The sequence below is a fragment of the Streptomyces sp. NPDC045846 genome (assembly GCF_056431605.1).
The window spans coordinates 93,255-113,299 of sequence record NZ_JBWKKJ010000009.1 but is presented as its reverse complement, the minus strand read 5'-3'; the positions used below and the strand labels follow the sequence as shown (position 1 = coordinate 113,299).

Genomic DNA, 20,045 nt, shown 5'->3' with positions numbered 1-20,045 from the left:
GATGAGCTCCAAGGTAGTTCTGCGACGGGTGGGTTGACGTCGGTCCGGTGACCGCGGGCTATCCCTTGACCGCGCCCTCACCGACCCCGCGGAAGAAGAACCGCTGGAGGCAGGCGAACATCACGATCAGCGGAGCGACGGCGATGATGGTGCCCGCCGCGACCACGCGCTGGTTGTTCGAGAACGTGCCCTGGAGGAAGTTCAGGCCGACGGTGAGCGTGAAGTGGTCGGAGTCGGACAGCACGATCAGGGGCCACAGGAAGTCGTCCCAGGCGCCCATGAAGGAGAAGATCGCGACGACCGCGAGGGTGCCCTTCACGGCGGGCAGCGCGATGCGCGTGAAGCGCTGCCACACGTTGGCGCCGTCGACGATGGCCGCCTCTTCGATCTCGTACGGGATGTTGTCGAAGGCGTTGCGCATCAGGAGCACGTTCATCGCGCCGATGCAGCCGGGCAGCACCACGGCGACCAGGGTGTTGTTGAGCTCCAGCGTGCGCATGGTGGCGAACTGGGCCAGCATGATCGCTTCCATCGGCACCAGCAGGGCGAGCACGAAGACGACCCCGGCGGCGGCGCGGCCCCTGAAGCGGAGCCGGGAGAGCGCGTATCCGGCCATCGCGGCGCCGACGACGTTGGTCGCCACGTTGCTGACGGCGACCTTCAGGGAGTTCAGGATGAAGTCCCAGACCGGGATGATGTCCGCGACGCCCCGGTAGTTGGCGAAGGTGGGGTGCTCGGGCAGCAGTCGGGGCGGCGAGGTGTAGATGTCCTCGGTGGTGCCCTTGAGCGAGGTGGACAGCTGCCACAGGAACGGGCCGATCATGATCAGCAGGACGGCCGTGAGCGTCACGTACCGCAGGGCGGTGCGCCAGCGGGGCACACGGCCGCGGCGGGGCCGGGCGGGAGCGGCGGGGGAAGCGGCGGCGGCCATCAGTCCTTGTCCTTCCGGTCGGCCCGCAGCACGAGGAGCATCAGGACCAGGGTCAGCAGGAACAGCACGATCGACATGGCCGAGGCGTAGCCGGTGCGGCCCTGGAGGCCGGTGCCGGCCCGCTGGATGAGCATGACGAGCGTGGTGTCGGCGCCGCCGGGTCCGCCGGTCGGCCCGGCGATCATGAAGACCTCGGTGAAGACCTTGAAGGCGGAGACCGCGGAGAGCGCGCCGACCAGGACCATCGTCGAGCGCACGGACGGCATGGTGATGGACACGAAGCGGCGGACGGGCCCGGCGCCGTCGACCTCGGCGGCCTCGTGCAGCTCCTTGGGTACGTTCGCGAGCGCCGCGAGGTAAATGATCATGTAGTAGCCGAGGCCCTTCCACACCGTCAGGGCCATCGAGCTGAGCAGCAGCAGCCACTGGTCGGACAGGAACGGCACCGGGTCGACGCCCACCATGCGCAGGACGCCGTTGATGAAGCCGCGGTCGTCCAGCATCCACACCCACATCAGCGCGACGACCACCACGGAGGCGACGACCGGCGTGTAGTAGGCGGACCGGAAGAAGGCGATGCCGGGGATGTGCCGCTGCACCAGGAGGGCGAGCAGCAGCGACAGGAAGACCAGGCAGGGCACGACCAGGACCACGTACAGGGCGCTGTTGCGCAGGGCGACCCAGAACTGGTCGTCGTGCAGGAGCGCGGTGAAGTTGTCGAGGCCGACGAAGCTGCCGGTGGTCAGGGTGCGGGCGTCGGTGAACGACTTCCACACCGTGGCGAGGAACGGGTAGAGGTTGAAGGCGAGGGTGACCAGGAGGCCGGGGGCCAGGAACAGCCAGGGGCTGAGGGCCCGGTGCGTACGGGCGGTGGCGCGGCCCGCGCGCCGGCCGGGGGCGGCGGTGCGCGGGCGGCTCGCGGCCCCCTTCGCGGCGACGGCCGGGGTGGAGGTGCTCATGTCTCGTTCCGCCGGGTCACTTCTGCTGGAGCAGCTTGGTCATCTGGCTCGCCGCGCTGTCCAGGGCCTCCTTCGGGGACTCCTTGCCCTGGAGGCACTTGGCGATCTCGTTGCGCAGGATCGTCTTCATCTCGTCGCTGAACAGCACCGGCGTGTAGTTGACGGCGGTCGGCAGCATCCTGGCCGAGGCGACCCGGATCTTGCCCTCCTCGGTGCCGTCGGCCTTGGTCCAGTACTCCTTGTCGAGCGAGCCCTTGGTGCTGGGGAAGACGGCGACCTTGTGGCCGAAGTCCTCCTGGTTCTTCTGGTCGGTGACGAAGTGCGCGAAGGCGAGGGCGGTCGCGGCGTTCTTGCTCTGGGAGTTGACCGAGAGACCCTGGAGGTACATGTTCTGCTTGCCGGTGTTGGTCGGTACGTCGGTGATGCCGAGGCTGTTGTAGAGCGTCGGGGCGTTCTTCTTGAAGGTGTCGAGGTCGTGGGCGCTGCCCGGGTTCATGGCGACCTCCTGCTGGAGGAACTTCTGCCCGGCCGTCTCGGCGGTGAGGGTCAGCGCCTGCTTGTGCAGCCCGCCCTCCTTGAACATCGTCTGGTACTTCGTCAGGAACTCGACGCCCTTGGCGTCGTTGAAGGTGAACTTCGTGCCGTCCTTGCTCATGATCTCGACCCCGTAGCGACCGAAGTCCTCGACGGTCGGCGGCTGCGCGAGGGTGGCCTTGCCCTTGGCGGCCAACTGCGTGGCGTCCGCGAAGAGTTCGTCGAAGGTCCTGGGCGCCTTCTCCGGGTCGAGTCCGGCGTCCTTGAACATCGACTTGTTGTAGAAGAGCGGGCCGGTGTTCAGGTACCAGGGGAACGCGTACGAGCCGTCGAGCCCCGGCATGCCGAAGCCCTGCCAGGCGCCGTCCAGGTATTCGGGCTTGAACTTGGCGGCGACCTTGTCCTTGTCCAGGTTGAGCAGGGTGCCCGCCTTGGCGAGCGGATAGGCGAGGTCCGGGGAGAGGTTCACGACATCGGGGAGGGTGCCCGCGGTGGCGTCGGCGCTCAGCTTGTCGGCGTAGTTGTCGGCGGGCTGGTCGACCCACTTCACCTTGGCGCCGGGGTTCGCCTTCTCGAAGTCCTTGATGACGCCTTCGAAGTAGTCCTTGAAGTTGGCGCGGAGGTTCCAGGTCTGGAACTTGATCTCGCCCTCGACCTTGCCGTCGGTGGAGGAACCCGCACCGCCCCCGCCGCCCCCGCACGCGGTGAGCAGGGTGAGCGAGAGGGCCGCGCCGAGCCCGACGGCCGTCCGGATCGCGACACTGCGATGAATGGACATGAGTGGCTGACTCCTTCGCCTCGTCCCGATGACGTTGCCGCACACCATGCAGCGCGCATTTATTGGCCGTCAATACCGAATAAACGACTGGAATAACTAAACAGCCAGGTCAGCGGCGCTAAAAAGGACTAAAGTCCCGAAAATTCCCGAGCGACTAACGCGGTTTAGTCGTGGATCACTAAACCGCGTTACCATCTGCGCATGAGCGAGATCGAAAGCGATGCGCCGCCGCCCCGCCGTCCGACCATGAAAGACGTGGCCAGAGAGGCCGGGGTGTCCACGAGCGCGGTCTCCTTCGCGCTCAACAACCGCCCCGGCGTGTCCGATTCGACCCGCCGCCGGGTCATACGGGTCGCGGACCGGCTCGGCTGGCGGCCCAGCTCCGCCGCGCGGGCGCTCTCCGGCGAGAACGCGGGCGCGATCGGCATGGTGCTGGCCCGCCCGGCGGACAGCCTGGGCGGGGAGTCGTTCTTCCTCCAGCTCGTCTCGGGCATCCAGGCGAGCCTCGCCCCGCGCGACCAGGCGCTGGTGTTCCAGATGGTCGACGACGTCGAGGCGGAGTGCGAGCTCTACCGGCGCTGGTGGGCGGAGGGGCGGGTCGACGGCGTGATCGTGGTCGACCCCCGGGTGTCGGACCCGCGCCCCGAGACCCTCGCGGTGCTCGGCCTGCCGGCCGTGATCATCGGCGGCATGGAGGCGCCGGGCAACCCGGGCGCGCCCCAACTCCCGCGCCAGGCACGCCTTTCCAACATCTGGGCCGACGACTCGGGCGCGATGGACCTGATCGTCCGCCACCTGTACGGGCTCGGCCACCGCCGCATCGGTCACATCGCCGGTACGCCGGGCTTCGCCCACACGGCGCGCCGGATCGCCTCGCTGCGGGCGGCGGCGCGGCGCCTCGGCCTGGAGCACGCGGTCTCCGTGACGACGGACTTCACGGACCGCCAGGGCGCCAAGGCGGCCCGCCGCCTGTTCTCCGCGCCCACCCCGCCCACGGCCCTCATCTGCGACAACGAGGTCATGGCGGTGGCGGCGGTCAGCGTCGCGGCCGAGCGGGGGCTGCTCATTCCGCGGGACGTGTCGGTGGTGTCCTGGGAGGACTCCGTCATCTGCCACACGCTGCATCCCCAACTGACCGCGCTGGTCCGCAAGGCGGACGAGTTCGGCCACCGGGCGGCGGCCCAGCTCCTCGACCTCCTGGACGGCGGCACCCCCCGCCAACTCCAGGACCCACTCCCCCGCCTCCAGCCCCGCGAGAGCACGGCGCCGCCGCCCGCTTAGAGGGTGGGGCTGCCCTGCCAGCGGCACGGGAGGCTCGGCAGCCGTGCTGCCGTCGAGCCGACTTCGAACGCCCGGAGCCCCGCCCATGACCGGGTTGGATCGGCAGATGGACGGGGCGTCGGGTACACGTCAGTGTTTCCGGGGCCGATACGGAAGCTGTGTGGCGCGGCCCTTCCACGGTTGCGGCCCCGGGCACGGCTGGGGTCGCGGAGGGGAGACCGGCTCGCCGCACGGCAGACAGAAGGCCCACCCGGTCTCCGGGTCCGTCTCGCACGCGGCATGACAGCGCGGGCACTCCTGCATGCTCGACCCCTCAGGTCAGGCCGTGATGTCGTACTCCCCGGCCTTCACGGCACGAGTGAACAACTCCCAGGACTCGGCGGTCATCGTAACGACGGTGTCCGGCTCGGCGCTGTCGCGGAAGGCCACCGTGCCGGGCACGTTGACCGCCACCTCGGGACAATTGTTCTGCGTACGAGGGCGGCACGCGGTGATGCCGACGAACTCGAATGCAGGGTGTTCAGTCATGGTCACTATCCCTTCGCTCTGCGTGCGGAGAAGCGGTCCCCGCCCCGTCGTACGACCCCGCTCCCGGTCCATACGTCCGGGCGGTCCCATGCGCCGAGCGGTCGGCGTACGGGTCCACCGGGGCAAGGATTCGGTTACGCCCACGGGAAGGCGACGACGCGTGTCGAGAGCACCCGCGCACTACGCAACTCCGCCTCGGTACAGGGCCGTACCCGGTCCGGCGGCGCACTCCATTCGGTGCCACCACCGGGCGGACGGAGGTACACGGACCCCTCGTACTCGGCCACGATCTCGCCGATGGTCTCCGTTTCGTGGTCCACCGCGAACCGTCTGCTGCTCATGTCGTCTCGCCGTCCCTTCTTGCGTCGCGAGCCAGAAACGCTAGAGCGACGGTGAGTCGAGCGTGGGGACAGGTTGACCCCCTAGGCGGCCAGCACCCCTACCGCCTCGGCGAGTTGGAGGGCGTCGGTCTTGAGCGGGCCTCGGGTGTCCTTCGCCAGATCCGCGACCAGTCCGCGTGCCGACGGGGTGTAGCGAACCGTTTCCGGCGAGGACTTGAACGCCCTGCCCATCCAGTGCAGTGCCCCCGCCTGGTCCCTCCGCTGTCGTTGCGCACGGGCCAGCTCGACCAGCACCCGCGCCCGGCGCTCCACGCTGGGCACCGTCTCCAGGTCGATGGATTCGGCACGGTTCAGCGCCGAGCCCGGCGTGCGGAGGTCCACCCCGATGCTCACCGCGTGGAAGTCGGTGTTGCCACGGCCGAACACAGTCCACTCCTGTACGTACCCATCCGGGAGTCGGTCGGCCGTTTTGTCCGCCTCGTCCCAGTGTCGCCAGGCGTCACCCTCGCGCCCCTCACGAGCGCACGTCACAGCGGCGTGCAGATGCAGGGCGCCGAACACTCCACGCAACTCATCTGACCCGCCCTCGAGTTGAGGTCGCACGGCCTCAGCGGCTTCCTCGACGACTCGAATGGCTTCCTCGGAGTAGCCGGTCTCCCGGAGCCCGTTGCCGAACGCCCAAGCAGCCCCGGCGAGCGACAGCGGGTCATCAGCGTCTTGCGCGGCCGTCCTGCCCCGATCCGCGATGATCCAGTACAACTCCGCCTCAACGCCGTACGCCGTAGCTTGCTGAGCCAGGTGGTACACGTCGGCGAGCACGGCGTACGCCCTGCGCCGTTCTGCTCCCTCGAACTGCCGCGTCATCGTCTGGGCATCGCGGATCAGGTCCGGCAGCAATGCCGAGACTTCCGAGCGCTGGAACCGTGACGAGTGCCAGAGCCGCCAAGCCGCCCGCAGCCGCCCCTCAAGTACGTCCAGGTTCGGCGGCTCATCGGACGGGCCGGGGGCGAACAGCGGGCCCCGCACGACATCCCGGATGCCGCTCGCCGTCGGCAGCATGAGCCGAGCGGACGCATCCACCGGAACGGACTGTCCGCCGGTCAGTACCGACAGGTCCGACACCTTCAGAGCGGAAGCCAGGCGAACGAGCAGGCCGTGGTCGCGAAGTGGCCGTTTGTCCTTCTCGATGTTCTTGAGCCAGTCGGGCCCCCGGCCACAGAGACCGGCAAGCACCGGGCGAGTCATTCCACGACGCTCGCGCAGTAGCTGGATACGTTCGCCGGTCGTCAGGTCGGCCGGAAGGGACTCAGACACGGACACCCCCATGGGATGAGCAGCAGTCACTACAGCTCAGCCTACGCGCGGAAACGGGACCGGTCATGGGCGATGATCCGGCTCACTGGACGAACCCCGGAGCGGCCTGCGGGAAGCTCCCCCAGACCGCCGCGCCCCATTACAGGGAAGGAATCAGACGCCCAGCCCACCCAGCGCCCCCGGCAACTCCCCCGAGTACAGCACCCCCAGCCTCTGCGTCGCCCGGGTGAGCGCGACGTACAGGTCGCTCACCCCGTACTCCCCCGGCTCGACCACCAGCACGGCGTCGAACTCCAGGCCCTTCGCCTGACGCGGGTCGAGCAGCACGACGTCCCGGGTCAGGTCGGGCGTGGCGCCGGACTCCGCGTCGGGCAGGGCCGCGAGGAGCGGGGCGTGCAGGGGACCCGGGGCGATCACGGCGAGGCGTCCCGCGCCCCGCCAGGCCGCCACGGATTCCGCCACCGCAGGGGCGAGGGCGGTGGAGTCGACGCGCCGGGCCCAGGGCCGCACGCCGGTGGACCGCACCGAGCTGGGCGGCACGAAGGACGGGTCGGCGGCCCGGCACACCTCGGCCGCGACCTCCATGATCTCGGCAGGGGTGCGGTAGTTGACGCCGAGGCGTACGTGGTCCCAGCTGTCGGCCGCCACGTACGGCGAGAGGATCCGCTCCCAGGAGCCGACGCCCGCCGCGTCCGCGGTCTGCGCGGGATCGCCGACCAGCGTCATCGAACGGGTCGGGCAGCGCCGCATGAGCAGCCGCCAGGCCATCGCCGAGAGCTCCTGCGCCTCGTCGACGATGATGTGGCCGAACGCCCAGGTCCGGTCCGCCGCCGCCCGCTCGGCCGCGCTGCGGTGGTCGGCCTCCTCGTGCCGCTCGGCCATCCGCTCGGCGTCGATGATGTTGTGCGCGGCGAGCACCTCGGACTCCTCGTCCTCGAACTCGTACGACTCCGAGCCGGCCGAGAGGTCGAGCACGCCCTGCGCGTAGGCGATCCGCTCCTGGCGTTCGGCCTCGGCGGCGGCCCGGGCCGCGCTGTCGTCCTCGCCGAGCAGCTCGGCCGCCTCGTCGAGCAGCGGCACGTCGCCGGGCGTCCACGCGCCGCCCTCGCGCCGGATCAACTTGGCGTCTGCGTCCGGGATATGGGTGGGCTCGGCCAGGAAGTCCGCCACGAACCCCTCGGGCGTCAGGGTCGGCCAGAGCTCCTCGATCGCCGCGTGCACCTCGCGGCTGGTGGCGATCTCCTTGCCCATCTGGGCGGCGTCGTCGGGTCCCAGGAGGTTCGACCCGCCGAAGGGGTCGGCGCCGATGCGTTCCACGAGTTGCGCGGTGAGCGCGTCGATGACGTGGAAGGCGAAGTGCGGCCGGGCCAGGTTGTGCGGCAGGCCGCTCTCGCGCGCCCGCCACCGGGCGTCCTCCGCCATCGCCCGGTCGAGCTGGAGCGTGCCGTATCCGTCGTGCGGGATCTCGACGGCCCGCTCGGGCACGGTCTGGCGGTCGCGCAGGACGGCCGCGAGCACCTCGGCCATGGCGGCGCGGCCCTTGACCTCGGCCGCCTCGGGGGTGTCGGTGCCGGTCGCGTGCACGCCGGGGAACAGCTCGGACAGGGTCGACAGGAGCACCCCGGTCTCGCCGAGCGAGGGCAGCACGTCGCCGATGTAGCCGAGGAACGCCGGGTTGGGCCCGACGACGAGCACGGCCCGCCGGGCGAGCAACTCCCGGTATTCGTACAGGAGATACGCCGCCCGGTGCAGCGCGACGACGGTCTTGCCGGTGCCGGGACCGCCCTCGACGACGAGCACCCCGCGGTGCGGGGCGCGGATGATGCGGTCCTGCTCGGCCTGGATGGTCTGGACGATGTCGTGCATCCGGCCGGTGCGGGCGGCGTCGAGCGCGGCGAGCAGCACCTCGTCGGCGTTGGCACCCTCGTGCCCGGTGCGCTCGGCGTCCGTCAGGTCCAGGAGCTCGTCGTGGAGCGCGGTGACGGTGCGGCCCTCGGTGGTGATGTGCCGCCTGCGCCGCAATCCCATCGGTGAATGCCCGGTGGCGAGATAGAAGGGCCGGGCGACTTCGGCCCGCCAGTCGATCACCACGGGGGTGCGTTCCCGGTCATTCCTGCGGATTCCGATGCGCCCGACATGATGCGTCGTGCCGTCCCGGAAATCCAGCCTACCGAAGCACAGCCCGTTCTCGCCCGCGTTGAGCGCGCCGAGCAGCCCGGACTGCTCGGCCACCATCACATCCCGCTCAAGACGGGCCTGAAGACCGGTGCCCACCTGCGACAACGCCGACCGCACCGCGGCCTCGGCCTGATCGCGCAGCTCGTCGAGACGGGTGTAGAGGTCCGTGATGAATTGCTGTTCCTTCCGAAATTCCTCGGTTGACAATTCCACTCCTGACGCGATACAGTGCTTCCATAAGGCTTCTTCATGACTTTGGTATGCCTGAAGACATGAAACACCAAATATACGCAGGGGAATGCCCCGGATGTCAATTCATCCGGGGCATTCTCTTTGCCGGCTCGTTCGGGCCCCGGCGAAATCGGCCGGTGCCGGGCCGCGTCAGATCACGTCTTCGAGCTCTTGGAGCAGCCGCCGCTTGGGGCGGGCGCCCACCATCGCCTTCACCGGTTCGCCGGACCGGAAGACCATCAGGGTGGGCATCGACAGGACTCCGTACTTCGCCGTCGTCTCCGGGTTGGTGTCCACGTCGAGCTGGACGATCTTCAGCCGGTCCGCCTCCTCGGCCGCCAGCGCGCTCAGCACGGGCGCGATCTGCCGGCACGGCCCGCACCAGTCGGCCGTGAACTCCACCAGGACCGGAAGCGCGGCCTTGCTCACCTCGGCGTCGAAGGTCGCGTCGGTGACCTCGTCCACGCCTGCTGCCTTGATCATTGCGTCATCCCCTCAGTTGTCGGCGGGCTCAACTCGCAGCGCGGCTCCGGGCCGCCCGGAACCCGCGCCGCCGCCATCACCTCGGCCCGCGCCAGTTCCGCCCCGACCTGGGCGCGTACGGAGCCGAGTTGGTCGATCAGCGCGTCGAGCTCGGCCAGCTTGCGGCGGTACACCGCGAGCGACGCCGGGCAGGTGTCTCCGGCCGGATGGCCGGCCCGCAGGCACTCCACGAACGGACGGGTCTCCTCCAGCTCGAAGCCGAAGTCCTGCAACGTCCTGATCTGCTGGAGCAGCCGCAGGTCGGACTCGTCGTACGTCCGGTAGCCGTTGGCCGTGCGCCGCGCGGCCAGCAGGCCGCGCGACTCGTAGTACCGAAGCGTGCGGGTGGTCGTGCCCGCCCGGGCCGCGAGTTCGCCGATGCGCATGACGAGGACGGTAATCCTTGACGCCGACGTCAGGGCAAGGGGCGGGGCGGCGGGCGGCTCAGCCCCGGGCCGGTGGCAACAGCGGCTTTCCCTCGCGGCCGCCCACCGGCGACGAGAGCACGATCGACGTGGTCGTGCGGCCGAGCGCCGAGGTCTGCTCCAGGATCTCCTCCAGGTGGATCGTGTCGGCGACGGCCACCTTGATGATCCAGCAGTCCTCGCCCACCACGTGGTGCACCTCGGTGATCTCCGGGCGCTCCATCAGCTCCAGGGTCCTGGGGTGCTTGAGGTTGTAGCCGCCGTGCGGGCTGACCCGGATGAAGGCCTGGATGCCGTAGCCGAGCCGGGCGGGGTCGACCCGCGCCCCGTACCCGGTGATCGCCCCGCTGCTCTCCAGGCGCCGCAGCCGCTCGGTCACGGCGGCCGGGCTCAGCCGGACCCGCCGGCCCAGCTCGCTGAGCTTGATCCGACCCTCCCGCTGGACGACGTCGAGGAGCTGGCGGTCGACCTGATCGAAGCCCCCTGACGAATCGTTGGCGGCGGCGCGCGAATGCCGTGGTTCTTTTGGCACGGCGGCGAGATCTCCCATGTTTCCCCCTTCAGTCCACGGGCCGCCAACGTAACACTGGTAGCCGAGAAACCGCAGGTGGGAAGGGAATTGAGGACATGCGCGAGGTGCTGGTCATCGGAGGGAACCGCTACTTCGGCAAGCGGCTCATCGCACGGCTGCTCGCCGCCGGTGACCGGGTGACCGTGCTGAACCGCGGCTCGTCGCCACCGCCACCGGGCGTCGTGCAGCTGATCGCCGACCGGGACGACGAGGCCTCGCTCGTGGCGGCGCTCGGCGACCGGACCTTCGACGTGGTGGTCGACCAGGTCTGCTACACCCCGCGCCAGGCGGCCGTCGCCCGCCGCGTCTTCACCGGCCGCACCGCGCGCTACGTCATGACGTCGACGGTCGAGGTGTACGAGTACGAGGACTCGGCCGAGCCGCTCGGCGAGCACGTCCTCGACCCGCGCACCGTGATCGTCACGCCCGAACTCCCCTGGCAGGAGCCCGAGTTCATCGGGCTGCACTACGGCGAGGGCAAGCGCCAGGCGGAGGCGGTGTTCGCCGCCGCTCCGGCCTTCCCGTACGTCGCGGTGCGGGTGGCCCATGTCCTGGGCGGCGCCGACGACTTCACCGGGCGGCTCACCCACTACGCGGACCGCCTGCGCACCGGCGAGCCGGTCGCCGTGGCCGTGCCCAACCGCCCGGCGACCTACATCGACGTCGAGGAGATCGCCGCGTTCCTGTTCTGGGTGACCCGGCAGGGCTTCACCGGGCCGGTGAACGCGGCGTCGCACGGGCCGCTCACCACCGAGGACATCGTGGCGGCGGTCGCCGACGCGCTGGGCGGCGACCACCACCCGGTCCGCTACCAGCCGGTGGAGGTCGGGACGGTCTCGCCGTTCTCCTTCGCCCGCTCCTACGCGATGGACACCTCCCGCGCCGCATCGCTGGGCTTCACCTTTTCCCACACCGACGACTGGCTGGCACGCGCCGTGGCCGAGACGACAGGAGCCAACTGACATGCGGACGAGAACACTTGGACCGTACGAGGTCTCGGCGGTCGGCTATGGGGCGATGCCGCTGTCGATCGAGGGGCGGCCGGACGAGGCGCGGGCCGTCGCGACCGTGCACGCCGCGCTCGACGCGGGCATCACACTCATCGACACCGCCGACTCCTACTACGCGCCCGGCGGCGAGCCGGGCCACAACGAGCTGCTCGTCGCCCGCGCCCTCGCCTCGTACGGCGGCGCCACCGATCACGTGCTGGTCGCCACCAAGGGCGGCCGGGGGCGCACCGACGACGGCGGCTGGACGGTGAACGGCGACCCGGGTCATCTGCGGCGGGCGGCCGAGGCGTCCCTGAAGCGGCTCGGCGTGGAGGCGATCGGCCTCTACCAGCTGCACAAGCCCGATCCGGACGTCCCGTTCGCCGAATCCCTGGGCGTCCTCGGTGAGTTGGCGCGGGAGGGCAAGGTCCGCGCGATCGGCGTCTCGAACGTGGACGTCGGGCAGATCCACGAGGCGCGACGCGTGCTGGGCGACCTCCTGGTCTCCGTGCAGAACCGCTACTCGCCCGCCGTGCGCGACGGCGAGCCCGAGCTGCGGCTCTGCGCCGAGCTCGGGCTCGCCCATCTGCCCTGGAGTCCGCTGGGCGGGATCTCGCGCAGCGCGCTCGACGGGCCCGGCGGCGCCGCGCCCCGGTCCGCGTTCCACACGGTGGCCGCGGCCCGAGGCGTCAGCCCTCAACAGGTGGCCCTCGCCTGGCTGTTGACGCTGTCGCCGACGCTGATCCCGATCCCGGGGGCCAGCCGACCCGAGTCGATACGGGACTCGGCGGCCGCGGCCGATCTCGTCCTGACCGGGGAGGAACTGGCCCTGCTGCCCTGAGCGGTCAGACCGACAGGGACGCGCGCTCCGACTCCTGCCGAGCCTCCTCCTGCCCCGCCCCGCCCTTGCCGCGGCGCGGCAGGAGGACGGCGACCAGGACGGTGCCCACGCCGAGGATCACCGCGCCGATGAGGCTGGTGTGGGCGACCGCGTCCGAGAAGGCGGAGCCGACCGCGTGGCTCATCTGCTGTGCTCCCGCGCCGAGCTGCTCGGCCTGGGCCTTGAGCTGGGCCGCCTGCTGGGGGGAGCCGGCGTGCAGCGCCTGCGCGCCGAGCTGCTTGGCCTGCTCGCCGATGCCCTGGGCGACGGCGTATCCGGCGCCGACCGAGTCCTGCGCGGTGGCGAGGGCCGAGGCGGGCAGCTTGGAGCCCGCGGTGGCGTCCGCGAGGTGCGAGGAGTACGAGCTCGCGAGCACCGAGCCGAGGATGGCGATGCCGAGCGAGCCGCCGAGTTCCAGGGAGGTGTCGTTGACGGCGCCGCCGACGCCCAGCTCGGCCTCCGGGAAGGCGCCCATGATGGCGTCGGTGCAGGGCGAGAGGGCGAGTCCGATGGCCACGCCGAGGATGATCAGCGGGGCGAGGAAGTCACCGTAGCCGGAGCCGGAGTCGACCCGGGTGAGCAGCGCGAGCGCGACGGTCCCGGCGACCATGCCGGCGGTGACCGTGACCTTCATGCCGAGCCGCGGGGTCAGGAACCCGGTGAGCGCGGAGCCCACGAAGACCGCGCCGGCCAGCGGCAGCATGCGGATGCCGGTCTCCAGCGGGGTGTAGCCGAGCACGAACTGGAGGTGCTGGGTCAGGTAGTAGAAGGCGCCGAAGACCGCGAGGAAGAACAGCGCGACGGCGAGCAGCGAGCCGGAGAACATGCGGTGCGCGAAGCGGCGTACGTCCAGGACGGGCCGCGGGTGGCGCAGCTCCCACAGCACGAAGACCAGGAAGCCGAGCCCGGCCACGACGGCGGCGGAGATCGCCTTGATGTCCCAGCCGAAGTGCGGGCCCTGAATGATCATGTAGACCAGCGCGCCCACCGAGACGACGGAGAGCAGCCCGCCGACGTAGTCGATCCGGTCGTGGTGGGCGGCCTTGGACGGCGGTACGAGGACGAACGCCCCGACGACCGCGAGCAGCGCGATCGGCACGTTGATGAGGAACGTGGAGGCCCAGCCGTGGTTCTCCAGGAGCGCCCCGGCGACCAGCGGGCCCGCGGCGATGGCGATGCCGGCGGTGGCGGTCCACAGCAGGATCGCCTTGGCGCGCTCGGCCCGCGGGAACGTCGACGCGAGCAGCGACAGGGTCGCGGGCATGATCAGCGCGGCGCCGACGCCCATGACGGCGCGCGAGGCTATGACCCCCGTCGAGCTGTCGACGAGCGAGCCCGCCACGGACGCGCCCGCGAAGACCAGCAGGCCGAGCACGAGCGCGCCGCGGCGGCTGTACTTGTCGCCGATCGCGCCGAGCAGCAGCATCAGCGCGGCGTACGGGACGGTGTAGCCGTCGATGACCCACTGGAGGTCGGAGCTGCTGAGCCCGAGGTCCTTGGTCATGTCGGGGGCGGCCACGGTGAGGGCGGTGTTCGCCATCACGATGATCAGCAGACTGAGGCAGAGCACGAGCAGCGCCCACCAGCGCCTTCGGTAGGGCGTCTCCATCGTGTCGACGGGCTGGTTGATGACGAGACCCACGACGTCTCACCCTTTCTGTGCCTTGCTGCGGCTTCCTTGCCCGGAGGTCTTGCTTCCTCCGGCCCCTGGTCGTCGGGGAAGATCTACTTGCACATGGATGTGCAAATACACACCGCTGTGCAATTTACGCCGCTGCACGGCGCTGTGCAAAATGGGGCTGTGACTGCTACCCCTGCCGCCCCCTCGGGGGGCCGCGCCGACGCGAACCGCCGCCGCATCATGGAGGTGGCCTTCGCCGAGCTGGTCCGCGACCCGGACGCGTCGATGGACCAGATCGCCCGCGCCGCGGGCGTCGTCAGGCGCACGGTGTACGGGCACTTCCCGAGCCGGGACGCGCTGATCGCGGCACTGGTGGACGAGGCGGCGGAGACGGTCGCCGACGCGCACCGCGAGGGGCGCGAGGGCGTCACCGACCCGGCCGAGGCCCTGGCCCGGGCCACCCTCGCGGTGTGGGAGATCGCCGACCGCTACCGCCTCCTGGTCGCACTGGCCCAGCGCAGCGTCACCATGGCGGGCATCAAGCAGCGCCTCGCCCCGGTCCGCAAGGAGTGCGTGGATCTGCTCCAACTCGGCCTGCGCACCGGGGCGTTCACCTCACCCCTGCCCCCGGCCGCCCTCGCCTACGTGCACGAGCAGGCCCTGTTCGGCCTGATGGAGGCCGTCAACGAGGGAGCCCTGTCCGCCGCGGCCGCGGGCCCCTCGGCGGCGACCACCCTCCTGCTCTCGGCCGGGGTCCCGGCGGACCGCACGGCCGAGGTGGTGGCGGCGGCACTGCCCCGCTGACCGCGCTCGGGCGCCCGCCCGACGGCCGCCCCGCGGCCGGGGGTTGGAGCCCGCCTGTAGCAAGCCGATAGAACACGTTTATCCCGTGGGACGAGAGTGACGGGACGTCACCCGCCCCTCTCCCCACGGAGTTCCAGGATGCGCCGTCGTACCGCCCTGAGCACGACCGCGACCGCGGCCCTCGCCGCCGCCGCACTCGCCACCGCACCGGCCCAGGCCGCCCCGGCCGACAAGGCCCAGGTGCTGGCCTCGTTCACCCAGACCAGCGCGAGCAGCTCGAACGCGTTCCAGGCCGCGCGGACCGACCCGTCCCGCTGGTCCGCGTACGGCTTCGACTGGTCGACGGACTACTGCTCGGACTCCCCCGACAACCCCTTCGGCTTCCCCTTCAAGCTGTCGTGCGCCCGCCACGACTTCGGCTACCGCAACTACAAGGCGGCGGGCCAGTTCCCCGCCAACAAGGCCCGCGTGGACAGCGCCCTGTACGAGGACCTCAAGCGCGTCTGTGCCGCGTACGGCGGCGTGAAGAAGACCTCGTGCGACGGGACGGCGTGGACCTACTACCAGGCGGTGAAGAACCTGGGCGGCTGACCGCGCGCCACGCGACCGGCCCCCTGGCTCGCCTCCGCCCGGGCAAGGGCGGCAGCATGGCCTGCGTGACACACGTACCGCATGACGAGTCCGCGCCCGAGCACGACCCGGCGCACCGGCCGCTGCCCGCCTGGTTGCGGGTCACCCGGGGGGAGTCGCGGTGGGCCTCGACCGTGGCCGTCCTCATCGCGGTCGCCCTGCAGTGGCTGCTGCCCGAGCGCCTCTCCATCCACCCCGAGTGGCTGCTGCCCGCCCTGGAGATCGCGCTCCTCGTCGCGCTGATCGCCGCCAACCCCGTACGCATCGAGCGGGCCTCCCGCCTCTACCGGCCGGCCGGGCTCGTGCTGATCGCCTGCATCAGCGCCGCCAACGGCTGGTCGGCGGTGCGGCTCGTGATCGGGCTCGTCCGGGGCGAGGAAGGCGCCGATGCCGCCGCCCTGCTGGTGACGGGCGGCGGCATCTGGCTGACCAACGTGATCGTCTTCGCGCTCTGGTACTGGGAGTGGGACCGGGGCGGGCCGCTCGCCCGGATGCAGGCGACGCGGGCCTACCCCGACTTCCTCTTCCCGCAAATGCAGAGCCCCGAACTGGCCCCGCCCCACTGGGAGCCGGCCTTCCCGGACTACCTGTACCTGTCGTTCACCAACGCCACCGCGTTCAGCCCGACGGACGTCATGCCGCTGAACCGGTGGGCGAAGATGCTGATGATGCTCCAGTCCGCCGTGTCGCTGCTGACCGTGGTGCTGGTCGTCGCGCGGGCGGTCAACATCCTCAAGTAGCCACCGGGGACGGCGGCTTCGCCTCCTCGCGCTGGTCCGGGACGTCGGTCTCCGCGGCCGTCAGCATCCGCTCGTCGAAGGGGAGGCGGCCGGCCAGGACCTCGGCGACCCGGGCCTTGTCGATCTCCTTCGTCCAGGTGCCGACGAGCACGCAGGCCACCGCGTTGCCCGCGAAGTTGGTCAGCGCCCGCGCCTCGCTCATGAAGCGGTCGATGCCCACGATCAGACCGACGCCGTCCACCAGCTCGGGGCGGTGCGACTGGAGCCCGCCCGCCAGGGTGGCCAGGCCCGCACCGGTGACGCCCGCCGCGCCCTTCGAGGCGATGATCATGAAGAGGAGCAGGGAGATCTGCTCGCCCGCGCCCAGCGGCTTGCCCATCGCGTTCGCGATGAAGAGCGAGGACATCGTCAGGTAGATCGCGGTGCCGTCCAGGTTGAACGAGTACCCCGTCGGCACCGTGATGCCGGCCACCGAGCGGCTCACGCCCAGGTGCTCCATCTTGGCGATGAGCCGCGGCAGCGCCGACTCGGACGAGGACGTGGACAGGATCAGCAGGAACTCCCTGGCCAGGTACTTCAGGAGGCTGAAGATGTTCACTCCGGTCACCAGCCTCAGGATCGCGCCGAGGACGAGGAACACGAAGAGGGCGCAGGTGACGTAGAAGCCGATCATGATGACCGCGAGGGCCTTGAGGGCGTCCACCCCGGTCTCGCCGACCACCCCCGCGATCGCGCCGAACGCGCCGAGCGGAGCCACCCACATCACCATGGCCAGCATCCGGAAGACGAGCCGCTGGATGTGCTCGACGCCGCGCAGCACCGGCTGTCCCGCCGAGCCGAGCGCCTGGAGGGCGAAGCCCGCGAGCAGGGCGATCAGGAGGGTCTGGAGCACCTGGCCCTCGGTGAAGGCGGACACCATGGTCTTCGGGATGATCCCGAGCAGGAAGTCCGCCGTCGACTCGCTGGCGCCCGCGGCCTGCTTGGCCCCGGCGTGCCGCGCCGCCTCGGTCAGGTGCAGGCCGGAGCCGGGCTCCAGAACGTTGCCGACCAGCAGGCCGATGCCGAGCGCCACCGTCGACATGACCAGGAAGTAGCCGAGGGCGAGGCCGCCCACCGCGCCCACCTTGGCCGCCTTGCGCACGGAGCCGACGCCCAGCACGATCGTGCAGAAGATGACGGGCGAGATCATCATCTTGATCAGGTTCACGAACCCGGTGCCGATCGGCTTCAGCTCGACGGCGACCCCCGGCGCCGCGAAGCCCACGATGATGCCGAGCACCACCGCACCGATCACGGCCAGGTAGAGGTAGTGGGTCCGCTCTCTGCGGGCGACTGGCTCTGCCACGGGGGTTCCTCCTGGATAGCGGCTGCGGCTGCGGCTCGGCCATGTCCCGATGGCCGATTCAGCGATCCCCGCGACTATCCAGCAGACTGTGACGCCGGTCACCCTTGCGTGCATTTCGTTCATGCAGATCCAGCCAGCACACTTACCGGATGCGTCTCCCCGGACCCCGCTCCCTCGCCGGCCAGCTCTTCGCCATGCAGGTGGTGCTGGTGGCCGCGGTCGTGGCGGGGTGCGCGCTCTTCGCGTACGTCACCGACCGGCACCAGGCCGAGGAGACCGCACGGCGCCAGGCCGTCGCGACCGCGACCTCGGTGGCCGCCTCGCCCGCGGTGGTCGCGGCGGCCCGCACCCCGGACCCCACGGCCGCGCTCCAGCCGTACGCCGAGACGCTGCGCACCACCACCGGCGTCGACTTCGTCGTCGTCATGGCGCCGGACGGCACCCGCTGGACGCATCCGGTGCCGGGCGAGATCGGGCGGAAGTACCTCGGCGACACGGCCCCGGCGCTGCGCGGGAAGACGTTCACCGAGACGCACATGGGGGTGCTCGGGCCCTCCGTGCGGGTCGTGGCCCCCGTGCGCGACCCGGATGATCATGGCCGGATCACGGCGCTCGTGAGCGCGGGCATCACCGTCGACAGGATCAGCGAGCAGGTGCGCGAGCAGCTGGTGGCGCTGGCCGGGATGGCGGGCGGCGCGCTGGTGCTCGGCGGGCTCGGCACGTACGTGATCAACGCACGCCTCCGCCGCCACACCCACGGCATGAACGCCGCCGAGCTGAGCCGCATGCACGACTACCACCAAGCCACCCTGCACGCCGTGCGCGAGGGGCTCCTCATGCTCGACGGGGAGCGGCGGATCGCGCTGATCAACGACGGCGGGCGCGCGCTGCTCGGTCTCGGCGAGGACGCGGTGGGCCGCCCGGTGGCCGGGCTCGGCCTGCCCTCCTCGCTCGCCGCGGCGCTGCACGACAGCGAGCCGCGGGTGGACGAGGTCCACATGACGGCCGACCGGATCGTGGTCCTGAACACGCGCCCGGTCTCCTCCGGCGGACGCCACGGCACCGTGGTGACCCTGCGCGACCACACCGAACTCCAGGCCCTGTCGGGCGAGTTGGACTCCGAGCGCGGTTTCACCCAGGCCCTGCGGGCGCAGGCGCACGAGGCCGCGAACCGGCTGCACACAGTCGTCTCGCTCATCGAACTGGGCCGCGTGGAGGACGCCGTCGAGTTCGCGACGGCCGAGCTGGAGCTGGCCCAGGCGCTCACCGACCAGGTGGTCACGGCCGTCGGCGAGCCGGTGCTCGCCGCGCTGCTGCTCGGCAAGGCGGCGCAGGCCAACGAGCACGGTGTGGAGCTGGTCCTGACCGAGGGCAGCGCGATCGGCGACGGCCTGCTCCCGGCCACCCTGCCCGCCCGCGACCTGGTGACCGTCCTCGGCAACCTGCTGGACAACGCGGTGGACGCGGCACAGGGCAGCGCGGCCGCCGAGGTCGCCGTTACGCTCACCACCGAGGACGGGCGGCTCGTGGTGCGGGTCGCGGACAGCGGGCCCGGCATCGATCCGGCCGCCGCCGAGGCCGTGTTCGAGCGGGGCTGGTCGACCAAGAGCCCGGGGCGCGGCCTCGGCCTGGCCCTAGTGCGGCTCACCACCGCCCGGCACGGCGGCACCATCGCACTGGACCGCGGACCGTACGGAGGCGCCGAGTTCACGGTGCGGCTGCCCCTGGAGCAGGGAGTACGCGCATGATCAGAGTGCTGGTCGTGGAGGACGACCCGGTCGCCGCCGAGGCGCACCGGCTCTACGTCGGACGGGTGCCCGGCTTCACCGCCGTCGCGGTGGCGCACTCGCGCGCCGAGGCCCTGCGCGCCCTGGAGCGGACCGAGGTGGACCTGCTCCTCCTCGACCTGTACCTGCCGGACGGGCACGGCCTCCAGCTCGTCCGGTCGCTACGGGCGGCCGGGCACGGCGCCGACGTCGTGGCGGTGACCTCGGCACGGGATCTGACGATGGTGCGCGAGGGCGTCTCGCTCGGCGTCGTGCAGTACGTGCTGAAGCCCTTCACCTTCCCCACGCTGCGCGACCGGCTCGTGCGGTACGCCGAGTTCCGGGCGGCCGCCGGGGAGGCGAGCGGACAGGAGGAGGTCGACCGGGCGCTCGCCGCGCTGCGCGCCCCGCAGCCCTCCGCGCTCCCCAAGGGACTGAGCGCCCCCACCCTGCAAGCGGTCACGCGGACGCTGCGCGAAGCGCCCGCGGGGGTGACGGCGGCCGAGGCCGGTCTCGCGGTCGGCATCTCACGGATCACCGCACGCCGCTATCTGGAGCACCTGGTCACCACCGGGCGTGCCGAGCGCACGCCGCAGTACGGCCAGATCGGCCGGCCCGAGCTCCAGTACCGCTGGCTCAACTCCCCGCGCCGACCCGGCGGTTGACAAGGTTGTCAG

20 protein-coding genes are annotated in these 20,045 nt (G+C 71.1%); 8 read left to right on the top strand and 12 right to left on the bottom strand.

The window, feature by feature from the left end; all coding sequences use genetic code 11:
• Nucleotides 1-58: 58 nt before the first annotated feature.
• The 3 genes from AC07F3_RS25425 to AC07F3_RS25415 are packed head-to-tail and all read right to left on the bottom strand — an operon-like array spanning nt 59 to nt 3,202.
• Nucleotides 59-931 (bottom strand): carbohydrate ABC transporter permease, encoded by an 873-nt coding sequence (locus AC07F3_RS25425; protein WP_479116740.1) that lies wholly within the window; start codon nt 929-931, stop codon nt 59-61.
• Nucleotides 931-1,890: a carbohydrate ABC transporter permease gene (locus tag AC07F3_RS25420; RefSeq protein ID WP_479116738.1), complete on the bottom strand. Its 960-nt coding sequence runs from the start codon at nt 1,888-1,890 to the stop codon at nt 931-933. The genes AC07F3_RS25425 and AC07F3_RS25420 overlap by 1 nt, the downstream gene beginning before the upstream one ends.
• Nucleotides 1,891-1,906: 16 nt before the next feature.
• Nucleotides 1,907-3,202 (bottom strand): ABC transporter substrate-binding protein, encoded by a 1,296-nt coding sequence (locus AC07F3_RS25415; RefSeq protein ID WP_479116737.1) that lies wholly within the window; start codon nt 3,200-3,202, stop codon nt 1,907-1,909.
• Nucleotides 3,203-3,412: 210 nt separating this feature from the next.
• Between AC07F3_RS25415 and AC07F3_RS25410 the strand changes: the two genes are divergently transcribed.
• Nucleotides 3,413-4,483 (top strand): LacI family DNA-binding transcriptional regulator, encoded by a 1,071-nt coding sequence (locus AC07F3_RS25410; protein WP_479117026.1) that lies wholly within the window; start codon nt 3,413-3,415, stop codon nt 4,481-4,483.
• A 318-nt stretch (nt 4,484-4,801) separates the two neighbouring features.
• On the opposite strand, the gene AC07F3_RS25405 is transcribed toward AC07F3_RS25410, so the two are convergent.
• The 7 genes from AC07F3_RS25405 to AC07F3_RS25375 all read right to left on the bottom strand — a co-directional run bounded on the left by AC07F3_RS25405 (nt 4,802) and on the right by AC07F3_RS25375 (nt 10,572).
• Nucleotides 4,802-5,011 carry a DUF397 domain-containing protein gene (locus AC07F3_RS25405; protein ID WP_479116736.1) on the bottom strand — a complete coding sequence of 70 codons (210 nt, stop codon included), beginning with the start codon at nt 5,009-5,011 and terminating at the stop codon, nt 4,802-4,804.
• A 134-nt stretch (nt 5,012-5,145) separates the two neighbouring features.
• Nucleotides 5,146-5,352: a hypothetical protein gene (locus AC07F3_RS25400; RefSeq protein WP_365439956.1), complete on the bottom strand. Its 207-nt coding sequence runs from the start codon at nt 5,350-5,352 to the stop codon at nt 5,146-5,148.
• Nucleotides 5,353-5,433: 81 nt separating this feature from the next.
• Nucleotides 5,434-6,666, bottom strand: coding sequence for a helix-turn-helix domain-containing protein (locus AC07F3_RS25395; RefSeq protein ID WP_479116734.1), 1,233 nt, complete (start codon nt 6,664-6,666; stop codon nt 5,434-5,436).
• A 153-nt stretch (nt 6,667-6,819) separates the two neighbouring features.
• Nucleotides 6,820-9,051 (bottom strand): HelD family protein, encoded by a 2,232-nt coding sequence (locus tag AC07F3_RS25390; RefSeq protein WP_479116733.1) that lies wholly within the window; start codon nt 9,049-9,051, stop codon nt 6,820-6,822.
• 174 nt (nt 9,052-9,225) lie between these two features.
• Nucleotides 9,226-9,558, bottom strand: a complete 333-nt coding sequence (trxA, locus tag AC07F3_RS25385; RefSeq protein ID WP_479116731.1) for a thioredoxin — start codon at nt 9,556-9,558, stop codon at nt 9,226-9,228.
• A complete protein-coding gene (locus AC07F3_RS25380) occupies nt 9,555-9,983 on the bottom strand; it encodes a MerR family transcriptional regulator (RefSeq protein WP_479116730.1) in 429 nt (142 codons plus the stop codon). The genes trxA and AC07F3_RS25380 overlap by 4 nt, the downstream gene beginning before the upstream one ends.
• 58 nt (nt 9,984-10,041) lie before the next feature.
• Nucleotides 10,042-10,572, bottom strand: a complete 531-nt coding sequence (locus AC07F3_RS25375) for an Lrp/AsnC family transcriptional regulator (protein ID WP_479116729.1) — start codon at nt 10,570-10,572, stop codon at nt 10,042-10,044.
• Nucleotides 10,573-10,649: 77 nt separating this feature from the next.
• Between AC07F3_RS25375 and AC07F3_RS25370 the strand changes: the two genes are divergently transcribed.
• Nucleotides 10,650-11,555, top strand: a complete 906-nt coding sequence (locus AC07F3_RS25370; protein ID WP_479116728.1) for an NAD-dependent epimerase/dehydratase family protein — start codon at nt 10,650-10,652, stop codon at nt 11,553-11,555.
• Between the two features lies 1 nt (nt 11,556).
• A complete protein-coding gene (locus AC07F3_RS25365) occupies nt 11,557-12,423 on the top strand; it encodes an aldo/keto reductase (RefSeq protein WP_479116727.1) in 867 nt (288 codons plus the stop codon).
• Nucleotides 12,424-12,427: 4 nt separating this feature from the next.
• Here AC07F3_RS25365 and AC07F3_RS25360 read toward each other — a convergent pair whose 3' ends face one another.
• Nucleotides 12,428-14,071 (bottom strand): MFS transporter, encoded by a 1,644-nt coding sequence (locus AC07F3_RS25360; protein ID WP_479117025.1) that lies wholly within the window; start codon nt 14,069-14,071, stop codon nt 12,428-12,430.
• Between the two features lie 252 nt (nt 14,072-14,323).
• Between AC07F3_RS25360 and AC07F3_RS25355 the strand changes: the two genes are divergently transcribed.
• From AC07F3_RS25355 to AC07F3_RS25345, 3 genes are all read left to right on the top strand, one after another.
• Nucleotides 14,324-14,887: a TetR/AcrR family transcriptional regulator gene (locus tag AC07F3_RS25355; RefSeq protein WP_479117024.1), complete on the top strand. Its 564-nt coding sequence runs from the start codon at nt 14,324-14,326 to the stop codon at nt 14,885-14,887.
• A 138-nt stretch (nt 14,888-15,025) separates the two neighbouring features.
• On the top strand, nt 15,026-15,478 hold the full coding sequence (locus AC07F3_RS25350) for a phospholipase (RefSeq protein ID WP_479116726.1): 453 nt from the start codon (nt 15,026-15,028) through the stop codon (nt 15,476-15,478).
• Between the two features lie 65 nt (nt 15,479-15,543).
• A complete protein-coding gene (locus AC07F3_RS25345; protein ID WP_479116725.1) occupies nt 15,544-16,257 on the top strand; it encodes a hypothetical protein in 714 nt (237 codons plus the stop codon).
• On the opposite strand, the gene AC07F3_RS25340 is transcribed toward AC07F3_RS25345, so the two are convergent.
• Nucleotides 16,250-17,602 (bottom strand): cation:dicarboxylate symporter family transporter, encoded by a 1,353-nt coding sequence (locus AC07F3_RS25340; protein WP_479116724.1) that lies wholly within the window; start codon nt 17,600-17,602, stop codon nt 16,250-16,252. The genes AC07F3_RS25345 and AC07F3_RS25340 overlap by 8 nt on opposite strands.
• A 149-nt stretch (nt 17,603-17,751) precedes the next feature.
• Here AC07F3_RS25340 and AC07F3_RS25335 point away from each other — a divergent pair, with 149 nt between their 5' ends.
• Nucleotides 17,752-19,350: a sensor histidine kinase gene (locus AC07F3_RS25335; protein ID WP_479116723.1), complete on the top strand. Its 1,599-nt coding sequence runs from the start codon at nt 17,752-17,754 to the stop codon at nt 19,348-19,350.
• Nucleotides 19,347-20,033 (top strand): response regulator, encoded by a 687-nt coding sequence (locus AC07F3_RS25330; protein WP_479116722.1) that lies wholly within the window; start codon nt 19,347-19,349, stop codon nt 20,031-20,033. Before AC07F3_RS25335 ends, AC07F3_RS25330 begins: the two co-directional genes overlap by 4 nt.
• Nucleotides 20,034-20,045: the final 12 nt, after the last annotated feature.